At 71.6% G+C, this 11,344-nt stretch carries 9 protein-coding genes; 1 reads left to right on the top strand and 8 read right to left on the bottom strand.

Translation table 11 applies throughout. The features are described from left to right. Positions 1 to 63 precede the first annotated feature (63 nt). The 7 genes from ACRX5S_RS35565 to ACRX5S_RS35535 all read right to left on the bottom strand — a co-directional run bounded on the left by ACRX5S_RS35565 (position 64) and on the right by ACRX5S_RS35535 (position 8,537). Entirely contained in the window at positions 64 to 570 is a 507-nt protein-coding gene (locus ACRX5S_RS35565; RefSeq protein ID WP_436777358.1) for a GNAT family N-acetyltransferase, read from the bottom strand. A gap of 860 nt (positions 571 to 1,430) precedes the next feature. Next, positions 1,431 to 2,495 (bottom strand): aldose epimerase family protein, encoded by a 1,065-nt coding sequence (locus tag ACRX5S_RS35560; RefSeq protein WP_436777357.1) that lies wholly within the window; start codon positions 2,493 to 2,495, stop codon positions 1,431 to 1,433. Continuing rightward, positions 2,489 to 3,658 (bottom strand): galactokinase, encoded by a 1,170-nt coding sequence (gene galK, locus ACRX5S_RS35555; RefSeq protein ID WP_436777356.1) that lies wholly within the window; start codon positions 3,656 to 3,658, stop codon positions 2,489 to 2,491. The genes ACRX5S_RS35560 and galK overlap by 7 nt, the downstream gene beginning before the upstream one ends. After that, positions 3,622 to 4,587 carry a UDP-glucose 4-epimerase GalE gene (gene galE / locus ACRX5S_RS35550; protein ID WP_436777441.1) on the bottom strand — a complete coding sequence of 322 codons (966 nt, stop codon included), beginning with the start codon at positions 4,585 to 4,587 and terminating at the stop codon, positions 3,622 to 3,624. Before galE ends, galK begins: the two co-directional genes overlap by 37 nt. Further along, entirely contained in the window at positions 4,587 to 5,681 is a 1,095-nt protein-coding gene (galT, locus tag ACRX5S_RS35545) for a galactose-1-phosphate uridylyltransferase (protein ID WP_436777355.1), read from the bottom strand. Before galT ends, galE begins: the two co-directional genes overlap by 1 nt. Before the next feature lie 50 nt (positions 5,682 to 5,731). After that, positions 5,732 to 6,742 carry a LacI family DNA-binding transcriptional regulator gene (locus ACRX5S_RS35540; protein ID WP_436777440.1) on the bottom strand — a complete coding sequence of 337 codons (1,011 nt, stop codon included), beginning with the start codon at positions 6,740 to 6,742 and terminating at the stop codon, positions 5,732 to 5,734. A 310-nt stretch (positions 6,743 to 7,052) separates the two neighbouring features. After that, a complete protein-coding gene (locus ACRX5S_RS35535) occupies positions 7,053 to 8,537 on the bottom strand; it encodes a serine/threonine-protein kinase (protein WP_436777354.1) in 1,485 nt (494 codons plus the stop codon). Between the two features lie 263 nt (positions 8,538 to 8,800). Between ACRX5S_RS35535 and ACRX5S_RS35530 the strand changes: the two genes are divergently transcribed. Next, positions 8,801 to 10,309 carry an MFS transporter gene (locus tag ACRX5S_RS35530; RefSeq protein WP_436777353.1) on the top strand — a complete coding sequence of 503 codons (1,509 nt, stop codon included), beginning with the start codon at positions 8,801 to 8,803 and terminating at the stop codon, positions 10,307 to 10,309. Here ACRX5S_RS35530 and ACRX5S_RS35525 read toward each other — a convergent pair. Further along, a complete protein-coding gene (locus tag ACRX5S_RS35525) occupies positions 10,281 to 11,294 on the bottom strand; it encodes an SDR family NAD(P)-dependent oxidoreductase (RefSeq protein WP_436777352.1) in 1,014 nt (337 codons plus the stop codon). The two genes, ACRX5S_RS35530 and ACRX5S_RS35525, sit on opposite strands and share 29 nt — an antisense overlap. Between the last annotated feature and the right edge of the window lie 50 nt (positions 11,295 to 11,344).

The following is an 11,344-nucleotide window of genomic DNA, read 5'->3' as shown; positions in this document are numbered from 1 at the left end:
CCGGGCGCGCATTTGTGTGCGAACCCGCCGAGGGGCGGTGCTCCCGGTTGTGGGGTCTGGGTCTCAGATCCCGAACGGGGCCGCGTAGCGGATGGTGCCGCTGGGCAGCGGGTGGTTCGCGTCGAGCGTCATCGCCATCAGCGCGTCGTCGGGGACCTCGATGGTCAGCCCGATGCCGTGCAGGGACGCCCGGGTGAAGCCGAACCTCGGGTAGTACGGGGGGTGTCCGAGGACGGTCACGAAGTACTCGCCCATGTCCTTGGCGGTGTCGAGGGCGGTACGGATGGCCGCCGAGCCGGCGCCGCTGTTCTGGTACTCCGGGAGTACGGAGCACGGAGCCAGGCACAAGGCCGGGGTGTCGCCGATGTGGCAGCGGGTGAGCAGCGCGTGGCCGATGACCCTGTCGTTCTCGTCGGTGGTGACGATGGACAGGCCGTCGATCCAGGCGGTGTCGGCCCGGAGCGCGTCGACGATGCCGGCCTCGTACGGCGTGTCGAAGGCCGCAAGGATCACGTCGCGGATGGCGGCGATATCGGCCGACGTCTCGGGTCGGGTGGTCCACTTGGTCATCTGTGGAAAATCCGTTCGGGTGAGCAGTGATGTTGTCGTGGTGCTCGAATTCGATGACAGAGAAGGGCCGTTGGGTGCGGGCACCCCGGAGCGGGGGACAGGCGCGGTCGTACGCACCACCACCCGGCCCGCGGCGCGCAAGCGAGCGCACGACCAAGCACACGAGCAAGCGTGTGCGCGAGTGCGTGGGCAGGCAGGCGAGCGAGGCGGGCGAAAGGCGGTGGCCGACGGCACGACGGGACCCGGTGATCCGAACCTCGGGAATCGGAGATCAGGACTCGAGAATCAGGAACCCCGACCCCGGAACGCGGAGGCTGGAAGCACAGCCTCGGCTATCAGGACTCTGTTGCTGAATGCGAACCCACGCACAGCCCCCAGTCGAACGGACTGGCGAACGCAGCGGGTGTGCAGGTCAGACCAGAGCCCGGGAAGCGAGGATGATCCGGGCGGCGCACACGGCAGCGGCCTCTACGACAGACATCAACTCACCTCCCACTCTTCTCGTGCTGAATCCAACCGACGCGCCACAGTAGCACAGCCACCGCGCGCGCCGACCCGGTCGGCGCGCTTACCGCCCAATCTGGAAAGCCGTCCGGAATCGTTCGCGGTCCAACTGCCCTGGCAGGCTGCCCACCGCCCCGAACCGCCGAACCGGTCGACCGCCGGCGCACGTTGTCCCACAGGGCACGGGGAACAGGACCACCGCAGCCCAACCCGGCGGCTGTGTCATATCCAGCTCTTCACGGTGCGTCGAGTCGTACGCCGCCGGGTGTCGAGGACGCCGAGCGTGTCATGTTGCGGGACTGCCGGGTGCGCGGTGGACGAAGGAGACACGGCGCCGCCGGTCCTCGGGATGCGGATCAGCGCTCGTCGGTGAAGGTCGTCTCCCTGGTCGCGATTCGATGTTCGGTTGTCGAGTGGTACTCATCGCCGGGGCGGAGGATCGGTGTGGGATGGTCAGCCCGGTTTGGGGCGTCGGGGAAGTTCTGGGTCTCCAGGCAAACGGCGGACTGCGGACTGAACGGCTTGCCCAGGTGGTTGGCGGTGTAGACCTGGAGTCCGGGTTCCGTTGTCCACACCTGGAGTGCGCGGCCGGAGGCGGGGTCGGAGAGGTGGGCCGCGGGCCGTACAGCCGCGGCTCGGCCGCCTTGGAGGACGAAGCAGTGGTCGAGGCCGCCTGCGCCGGTGATCTGGGGGTGGGTGGACCGGAGGGCATCGCCCAGAGGGCCGGCGAGGGCGAACGGGGAGCCTGCGGTGGGCTCGGCGAAGCCCAGCGGGATTCCGTCTGCGGCGACCGGGAGGAACGCGTCCGCGTTGACGGTGAGTTCGTGGCCGGAGATGGGTGCGGCCGTCGGTCCTGCCCCGGACAGGTTCCAGTACGCGTGCTGGGTGAGGTTGACGACCGTCGGGCGGTCGGTCGTCGCGCGGTACGTGACGGTCAACGTCCCGAACGCGTCGAGGGTGTAGGTGACTTCGACGTCGAGGTTGCCGGGGAAGCCCATGTCGCCGTGGGGGCTGTGGAGTCGCAGGACGACGCCGACTCGGTGCGCCTCGCGGAAACCCGTGCCCGACCACACCCGGCGGTGGAAGCCGTCCGGTCCGCCGTGCAGGGTGTTTGCGCCCTCGTTGGGCTCGATGTGATGGACGACGCCGTCGAGGGGGAAGCGGGCGTCGGCGATGCGGTTGGCGTAGCGCCCGACGAGGGCGCCGAGGTAGGCGGTGTCCTGCGCGTACTCCTCGACCGAGGGCAGTGACAGGACCACGTCGTCCGGCACGCCGTCGCGGTCGGGGATCCGGTGGCGGTGCAGGATGCCGCCGTACGTCAGGATCTCCGACCGTACGCCGCACGGTACTTCGAGGACCCACCGGTGCACCGGCGTGCCGTCCGGGGTCGTGCCGAAGGGGTGCCGCGCGATGCTCAGCACGGGCACGCTCCGGCGCCCGCGGAGGGCTGTGCGGTCAGGAACGCCGGTTCCGGCAGCGCCGCTTGCTCCGCGCCCGCGCGTACCGCGGCGACGACGGCCGCTCGGCGGTCGGCGTCCACAAGGGCGAGTGCGGACCCGCCGAAGCCGCCGCCGATCATGCGGGCGCCGTACGCCCCGGCGGCCAAGGCGGAGGCGACCGCGGTGTCCAATTCGGCGCAGGACACCTCGAAATCGTCGCGGAGGGAGCGGTGAGCGGCGGTGAGCAGCGGCCCGACGCGTCGCGGGTCCTCCCCCGCGTCGAGCAGCGCGACGGTGCCTCGGACGCGCGCGTTCTCGGTGACGACGTGTCGTGTACGGCGGGCGAGGACCGGTTCGAGCCGCGGGAGCGCGCCCGGCAGTTCGTCGGGCTGCACGTCGCGCAGCGCGGCGACGCCGAGGAGTTCGCTCGCCCGGGCGCACTGCTCGCGGCGGCGCGCGTACTCGCCGTCGACCAGCCGGTGCGGCGCCCGAGTGTCGATGACCAGGAGTTCGAGCCCGAACGCGGCGGGGTCGAAGGGTATGTGACGGGTCGTCATGTCGCGGGTGTCGAGGAGCAGCAGGTGTCCGGCACGGGAGAGCACTGCGGCGGCCTGGTCCATCACACCGCACGGTACCCCGACGTACACGTTCTCGGCACGGCGTGCCACGTCGACGAGGGCCCGCGCGTCCAGTCCGAGGCCCCACAGGCTGTCGAGGGCGCCCGCGACGGCGCACTCCAGAGCCGCGGACGACGAAAGGCCCGCCCCGCGCGGGACGTCTCCGTCGAGGTGGATGTCGACGCCGGTGACGGCCATGCCCCGGTCGCGCAGCTCGCCCAGGACACCCGTCGCGTACGCCGCCGCACCCGGCACCGCCCCGGGGGCGATCGCGTCGATCCGCACCTCGACGGGCGGCCCGGGGACCTGCGCTGAGCACACCCGCACCAGGTCGTCCGAGCGCCGCGCGACGCGGGCGGTCACGGTCTGCGGAAGCGCCGCCGGGAGGACGAACCCGTCGTTGTAGTCGGTGTGTTCACCGATCACGTTGATGCGGCCCGGGGCCCGCCAGGCGAGTTCCGGAGCGTGCCCGTACGCCTGGGCAAAGGTGCTCACGACCGCGCCCCGGCGGCGGCACGGACCGCCCATGCGTCGGCGATGATCCTGTCCAGGTCCGGGAGTTCCGGACGCCAGCCGAGAGTCTCGCGGGCCCGGTCCGCGGAGGCGACGAGTACGGCCGGATCTCCGGAGCGCCGCTCACCGTTCCGGGCCGGGATCGGACGGCCCGTCACCCGGCGTGCGGCGTCGATGACTTCGCGTACCGAGAAGCCGTGGCCGTTGCCGAGGTTGCAGATCTCGTGGCGTCCGGGAGCGGCCGCGTCCAGCGCGAGGAGATGGGCCCGGGCGAGGTCTCCGACGTGGATGTAGTCGCGTACGCACGTGCCGTCAGGGGTCGGCCAGTCCGTGCCGTGGATCGTGATGTGGTCGCGCCTGCCGAGGGCGGTGTCCAGGACCAGTGGGATCAAGTGGGTCTCGTGCGCGTGCCGTTCGCCCAACCCGGCGTGGGCGCCCGCGACGTTGAAGTAGCGCAGCGAGACCGCCGCCACGCCGTAGGCGTGCGCGTACCCGCCGATCAGGTGGTCGACCGCGAGCTTCGAGGCGCCGTACGGGCTGGTGGGCCGCGTCTCGGCGGTCTCGGCGATCGGGGTCGTGACCGGGTCGCCGTACACGGCGGCGGTGGAGGAGAAGACGAAGCGGGGTACCGAGTGGGCGTGCACGGCGTCCAACAGCGCGAGGGTGCCGCCCACGTTGGCATGCCAGTACGCGGCGGGGTCGGAGACGGACTCCCCGACCAGGGAGCGGGCGGCGAAGTGCAGGACGGCGTCGGGGTGTTCATCCGCGAGGATCGTGTCGGCCGACCGGATATCGGCGACCACGAGGCGGGCGCCGTCCGGCACGGCGTCGCGATGTCCGGTCGACAGGTCGTCGAGCACGGTCACTTCGTGCCCGGCCGCCACGAGCTGGGCCGAGGTCACCGAACCCACGTATCCGGCACCGCCGGTCACCAGAACGCGCATCACGCGGCCTTCCCTTCTCCGCGCAGCAGGCCGGCCGCGTGCTCGGGGGCGATGTCGTTGATGAAGACGTCCATGCCCGACTCGGAACCCGCCAGATACTTGAGCTTCCCGGGTGCGCGGCGGGTGGAGAACAACTCCAGGTGAAGCCAGGCGAGTTCGCGGTCCTGTCGGACGGGGGCCTGGTGCCACGCCGCGATGTACGGCATCGGCACGCCGAACACCCCGTCGAGGCGCCGCAGGACGTCCAGGTACAGCGCGGCGAAGTCCGCCCGGGCATCGGCGTCCAGCGCGGGCAGGTCGGGGACGCGTCGCAGCGGATAGACGTGGACCTCGAACGGCCAGCGCGCGGCGGCCGGGACGAACGCCGCCCAGTGGTCGCTTTGGGCGACCATTCGTGTCCCGGCGGCCAGTTCCGCGGACAACTGATCGGCGAACAGGTCGCGCCCGGTACGGGCCCGATGCTCCCGCACGTTGCCGAGCATCCGTCCGGTGCGCGGGGTGACGAAGGGGTACGCGAAGATCTGCCCGTGCGGGTGCGCGAGCGTCACCCCGATCTCGGCACCGCGGTTCTCGAACACGAAGACCTGCTCGACGCCCGGGAGTCGGGACAGCGCAGCAGTACGGTCGCACCAGGCCTCGACGACCGTGCGCACACGTGCGGGGGAAAGGTCGGCGAAGGACGCGTCGTGGTCACCGGTGAAGCAGACGACCTCGCAACGGCCTTGCCCGGGGCGTACCTCGAACTGCCGGTCTTCACCGTCAAGTGCCCGGGGATCAGGGGCGTCCTCGGTGAGCGAAGGGAAGCGGTTCTCGAAGACGGCGACGTCGTACGCGTGCCCGGGTATCTCGGTGAGCCGGTCTGGGCCGGACGGGCACAAGGGGCACTCGTCCTGCGCGGGCAAGTGGGTGCGGTCCTGCCGGTGCGTGGCCACCACGACCCAGTCGCCGCGCAGGGCGTCCCGGCGGATCACGGACTCGGGCCGGTGCGCGGCGAGTTCGCGGCGGTCGTCGGGTATGCCCTCGGCGGGCGCGCGGTCGTCGAAGAAGTACACCAACTCGCGGCCGTCCGCGAGCCGTTTGGAGACGCGTTGCATGCTTCGGCCTTCTCGGGGTCGGGTGTGGGTCAGCAGTCAGCAGTCAGCAGTCAGCGGTCGGCGCGGTCGTCCGCCGGCGGGGGCGCCGTACTGGCTCGGACGATCAGGCGCGGTTCGATGGGACCGTCGGCCGGTGCGTCGGAGCCGCCCTGGTGGAGCAGATCCAGGAGCAGTCGTACGCTCCGCTCGCCGACCGCGCCGAAGTCCTGGGCGATTGTCGTCAGCGGGGGGTGGAAGTACGCAGCCTCGGGCATGTCGTCGAAACCGACCACGCTCACGTCGTCCGGCACGCCTCGTCCGGCCTCGCGGAGGGCGCGCACCAGCCCCAGCGCCATCTGGTCGTTGGCCGCGAACACTGCTGTCACCGTTGGGTTTTCGGCTAGCCTCGTGCCGAGTCGGTGGCCGCTCTCGGCACTCCAGTCGCCGTACACGACGGGCGGCACCGGACGCCCCGCCGCGGCGAGGACGCGCATCCACGCCTCGGACCGGTGCCGGGCGGGGAACGAGTCGGCCGGTCCGGCGAGATGGAAGACCGTACGGTGCCCGAGGCTCAGCAGGTGCTCGACGGCCAGCGCGGCACCGGCCGCGTGGTCGGTCCGGACGCCGTGCACGGTGCCGCCGTCCGAGCCGCCGTCCCCGTCGACCACGACGACCGGAACGCCCCCGGGCAACTCCGGTGCCGCGTCCAGCGCTTCCGCGTGGAAGACGATGACGCCGTCGACGTCGTGCCGCGCCAGCTGCCCGAACGCCTCGGTCACCGCGGCCCGGGTGCGCGCGGGCGCGGTCACCACATTGACCGAGTAGCCGCGCGCCTGCGCCGCGCCCACGACGGCCTCCAGCGCACGGGCGTTGCCGTACGTGCTCAGGTCGAAGCCGATGACGCCGAGCATCCGGCTGCGCCCGGTCGCCAACGTGCGGGCCGCACTGTTCGGGCGGTACCCCACCTGACGCATGGCCCGCATGACGCGCCGGGCGGTCTCCGGATCCACCCGCGCAGCCCCGTTGGCCACCCGCGAGACCGTCTGGGCGGACACCCCGGCCAGCGCCGCGACATCCGCCATCGACGCGCGGCGTTCCGGCGGCGAAGCCGCTGCGCGACCTGCCCGGTCGCCACCTGCCTGCTCGCTCACCCAGGGTCCCCTTTGGCCCTCGTTCTCCGATAACGCCATCATGTTAGCGCAAACATGTAGGCCCAGGATGCTGAAAATCGCAAACTGATGTTAGCGCGAACATCGAACCACTCGGTGAGGTACAGGCGCCACGCGGGGGTGGGCTATCTGGCCTTCCCCATCTGGGGCAGGCGGCGGCGTTGCCGAGCTGCGCAGCCACCGCGAACACGCCGCCTGGGCGCGCTGGTTCTCCGGTCTGCCGTCAGTCGCCTTCCATGCGCACAGGGCTGCCGTAGGCGGGAATCGCGCGGACGGCCCGGCCTTCACGCGCGCGGCGGTAGGCGAGCAGCCCCGCCGCAGCGGCGACGGCGCATCCCACCGCGGCGACGTACACGCCCGGCTGAGCCGCCGGGTTGGTCTTGCGGACCTCGTTGCTGGTCGCCTGGAAATCACCGGCGTTCCAACCGTCCAGAGTCGCCCAGGAGAAGACGGCCGGGTCGACGACGGTGACGGCCGCCCCGACGGTGCCCAGGACGGCAAGCGCCGTCGCTCCGGCCATGAGGGCGGCGTGGCCTCTGCGGATGAACACCAGCGACAGCACCGCGGCGAGCACGGAAGCCCCGAGCACGCCCTGCCCGAGATGACTGTCGATCCCGGCATGGACCCGGTCGTCCGCCAGTGACGGGTGGTCCGTACGTCCCAGCCCTTGCTGTGAGCACCAAGGTGTCAGGGCGGCAAGGGCGGCGATGAGTGCCGCTACGCCGGAGACCACGGCGGTCACGCGCCGCGGCGGCGCACCGACGTGTGGGTTGACTACTGTCTCCGCGGAACGGGCCGACGAGGCAGGCTCGATGCCCCGAGGTGCGGGCACCGGACGCGGCAGCGTACGGGTGGACGGGCCCGGGGATTCCCGGGGCAACCGGCCGTCGGCGTACGTGGCCAGCGCCTGGCTCACCGCGTCCATCGTCGGATAGCGCTCGTGTGCCGCTTTGCCGAGCAGTCTCAGGACCACCGCGTCCAACTCGGGCGGGACGTCGCCGCGCCGCCGCGACGGTGCGGACGCCGGGCGGGTGAGGTGCTGGTTGAGGACGGAGAAGGCCGAGTCGCCGGTGAACGGCGGTCGGCCGCAGAGGAGCTCGAAGAGCACACAGCCGACGGAGTACTGATCGGCTCGCCCGTCCACGGGCTCGCCCATGGCCTGTTCCGGGGACATGTACGCGGGCGTCCCGACGATCCGTCCCGTCGCGGTCAGGCGCGGCACCGTGTCCGCCAGCAGGTGGGCGATCCCGAAGTCGAGCACTTTGACGGTCCCGGTCGGGGTGAGCATGACGTTGGACGGCTTGATGTCCCGGTGCACGATGCCCGCCCGATGGCTGTGGGCGAGTGCGTCGGCGATGTCACGCGCGATCGCGACGGCCTGCGCGACCGGCACCGGGCCGGAGCGGATGAGTGCGGCCAGGGAACGGCCCTCCACGAACTCCATGACCAGGAACGGCACCGGATCGGCCGGGTCGTCATCGCGGCCGAAATCGTGCAGGACGGTGATGCCGGGGTGCGCCAGCGCCGCCACCGTCCTGGCCTCGCGCTGAAAGCGCTCGCGGAACTCGGGCTGCCGCGACAGTTCACCGGGAAGCGTCTTGACGCCCACGATGCGCGCCAACTCCCGGTCGCGACCGCGCCATACCTGGCCCATGCCTCCTTGTCCCACAGTCTCCAGCAGTTCGTATCGGCCGTTCAGGACCCGCACATTGCCCCCTTGCCCAACGATGGCGGCGCGAGTCTAGTTGCGCGTGGGACCGGGGGCAGGGTCGGCGCGGGGCAGGGTGCGTCGCTCGGGTCGAGCAAGCGGGCGCCTCGGTCGATCGCGGGGACCGGTCACATCTCTTGGCTCGCGTGCGTCGTAGCGGCAGCGGTCGGTGATCGGCGGACGGTGCCTCCTGGCACGCCCCCGGTGATCCGGTTGCGGACCGCGTTCGACGTCCGTTGTCCCCGAGCCGAGGAGATCCGGCGATGACTGCCTCCGACACCCTTGCTAACCGGTCAGCACGAGGTTCCGGGCCCAGCCCCGGACTCATCCTGGCGTTCGTCTGCATGGGCCAGTTCATGGTCTTCACCGACGTGTCCATCGTGAACCTGGCGCTACCGTCCATCCAGAGCGGCCTCGGCATGTCCGACGTCAGCCTGAACTACATCGTCACCGCGTACGCGACCGTGCTCGGCGGGTTCCTCCTGCTCGGCGGGCGGCTCGCCGACACGTACGGCCGCCGCAGGCTGATCCAGATCGGGTTCGCGGTCTTCGCGCTGGCGTCCCTGGTGTCCGGGCTCGCGGAGAACGGCACGATGCTGATCGCGTCGCGCGCCGTCCAGGGCTTCGGCGCGGCGCTGATCACACCCGCCGCGCTGGCCATACTCACCAACACCTTCTCCGAGGGGCCGGAACGCAACAGGGCGCTCGGCGTGTGGGGTTCACTGTCCGGCATCGCCTCGATCGCGGGGGTGATCCTCGGCGGGGTGCTCGCTGACGGGCCGGGGTGGGAATGGATCTTCTGGATCAACGTGCCGATCGGCCTCGGGGCCGCGCTGCTGGCGCCGCGCGTCCTCCCGGAGAGCAGGGCGGCCGAACGCGGCCGGTTCGACACGCCCGGGGCCGTGACGCTGACGTCCGGCCTGCTCCTGCTGATCTTCACGCTCGGCGAGGCGACGACCGTCGGCTGGGCCACCGTCCGCACGCTGGGGTCGCTGGCGGGCGTGGTTGTGCTGCTGGCGGCGTTCCTGGCCATCGAGTCGAGGAGCGCGTCGCCGATCATGCCGCTGCGCATCTTCCGGCTCAAGACCATGCGGGTTGCCAACATCTCGGCCGTTCTGGTCTTCGGCACCTTCGGTGCGCTGTTCTTCTTCGCCAGTCTCTTCATGCAACAGGCGTTCGGCTACTCGCCGTTGAAGGCCGGGTTCGCGTACGTGCCCCTGGCCGTCTCGGTCGCGGTCGGGGCCGGCGTCGCGTCGGGGCTGGTCACCCGGATCGCGGCGCGCACGGTGGTCATGACGGGGCTCGGCCTGACGATCGCCGGTCTGCTGTTGATGTGGCGCGCTCCGGCGGGCGGCGGGTACGCGGCCGACCTCCTTGCTCCCTTCATCCTGCTGGGACTCGGCTGCGGCATGGTCTTCGTGACGCTGCAAATCGCGGCGTTCGTCGGGGTATCCGACAAGGAGGCGGGCGTCGGCGCCGGTCTGATCAACACCAGTCAGGAGGCGGGCGGCGCACTGGGCCTGGCCGTTGTGGCGACCATCGCGTACAGCAACATCGGTTCCGAACTGGCCGGCACGGGCGGTGATCCCGACAAGATCACCGCGGTGCACGAGGCGGCCAACCACGACGCGTTCCTGGCCGCCGCCGCTCTCGGCACGCTCGCCCTGCTGATCGTCGCCACGCTGATGCCCCGCCGTAAGGACCCGTCCGAAGCAGTCCGCAGCGAGGACGCGTCGGAGACGGTCAAGTCGCCCGAGGGCCAGGCTCGTTGAAGTGTGCCGCGGCTCGCTCTCCGAAGACGGCGGCCTTGCGGGACCAGGTGGGGGTTCCGGCCTCGCGGGCGACGTTGCCCGGGACGTCCGTGCCGACGTCGGCGCCCTCGCCGTCGGCCGGGACGTCGGGCAGCATGCGCTGGGCAAGTGCCATGGCTCGTACGGTCGTTGCCGGGGCGATGCCGTGGGCCAGCACCGCGGCCTTGGCGGCCGGGGTGAGCACGAGTTCCGCCCGACGCCGGGCGGCGGCGCGGACGATGGCCCGGGCGGCGCGCTCGGCGTCCATGGACAGCAGCGGCAGGGACGCGGCGGCCGAGAACCAGGCGTACTCCCGCTCCGGGTGCCCGCCGAAGCGGGCGGCACGGTGCGAGCCGGTGCGCATCAGACCGGGGACGACCGTGGTCACCGAGACACCGGAGCCCGCGAGTTCGGCGCGCAGGCCCTCGGAGAAGCCGACCGCGGCGAACTTCGCGCAGTCGTACGGAAGGAGGTGCGGAGCGGCGATGCGCCCGCCGATGGACGTCACGTTGACGACCCGCCCGTCGCCGCGGGCCCGCATGTCGGGCACCAGCGCCATGGTGAGCCGCATCGGCCCCAGGAACATCACGGCCATGGCCTGCTCGAACTGCTCGGGGGAGACGGACTCCACCGGAGCGACCGAGATGATGCCGGCGTTGTTGACCAGGACGTCCAGACCGCCTCCGAGGTCCTCCCGGACGGCCTCGACGAGCCGGTCCACCTGGTCCGGGTCGGCGAGGTCGCAGACGTACGTCGCGGCCTCGCTTCCGGTCGTGCGCCGGATGTCCGCCGCGGCACGGGCCAGTTCGTCCTTGTCGCGGGCGCAAATGGCCACGCGGGCGCCGTGCGAGGCCAGTTCGCGCGCGATGAGGAGCCCGAGTCCCCGCGAACCGCCCGTGACCAGGGCGGTGCGGCCGCGGAACCACGTCCGCCTGCGGCGCGTGAGCGTGAACGTGGGGCCACTCATGGCAACCTCCGGTTGACGCGGATCTGTCCGTGCGTTGCGCGGCTGTCCCG

The sequence above is a fragment of the Yinghuangia sp. YIM S09857 genome (assembly GCF_051388915.1).
GTDB lineage: Bacteria > Actinomycetota > Actinomycetes > Streptomycetales > Streptomycetaceae > Yinghuangia.
Note: the sequence above shows the minus strand (reverse complement) of the source record. Positions and strands in the feature narration are given on the sequence as shown.

What these genes read in the sequence shown, in the direction of transcription:
- galK (WP_436777356.1), bottom strand. Translation starts at nt 3,658, where the DNA reads ATGGGCGGTCCGTGCCGCCGCCGGGGCGCGGTCGTGAGCACCTTTGCC.
- ACRX5S_RS35540 (WP_436777440.1), bottom strand. Translation starts at nt 6,742, where the DNA reads ATGGCGGATGTCGCGGCGCTGGCCGGGGTGTCCGCCCAGACGGTCTCG.
- galE (WP_436777441.1), bottom strand. Translation starts at nt 4,587, where the DNA reads ATGCGCGTTCTGGTGACCGGCGGTGCCGGATACGTGGGTTCGGTGACC.
- ACRX5S_RS35530 (WP_436777353.1), top strand. Translation starts at nt 8,801, where the DNA reads ATGACTGCCTCCGACACCCTTGCTAACCGGTCAGCACGAGGTTCCGGG.
- ACRX5S_RS35525 (WP_436777352.1), bottom strand. Translation starts at nt 11,294, where the DNA reads ATGAGTGGCCCCACGTTCACGCTCACGCGCCGCAGGCGGACGTGGTTC.
- galT (WP_436777355.1), bottom strand. Translation starts at nt 5,681, where the DNA reads ATGCAACGCGTCTCCAAACGGCTCGCGGACGGCCGCGAGTTGGTGTAC.
- ACRX5S_RS35565 (WP_436777358.1), bottom strand. Translation starts at nt 570, where the DNA reads ATGACCAAGTGGACCACCCGACCCGAGACGTCGGCCGATATCGCCGCC.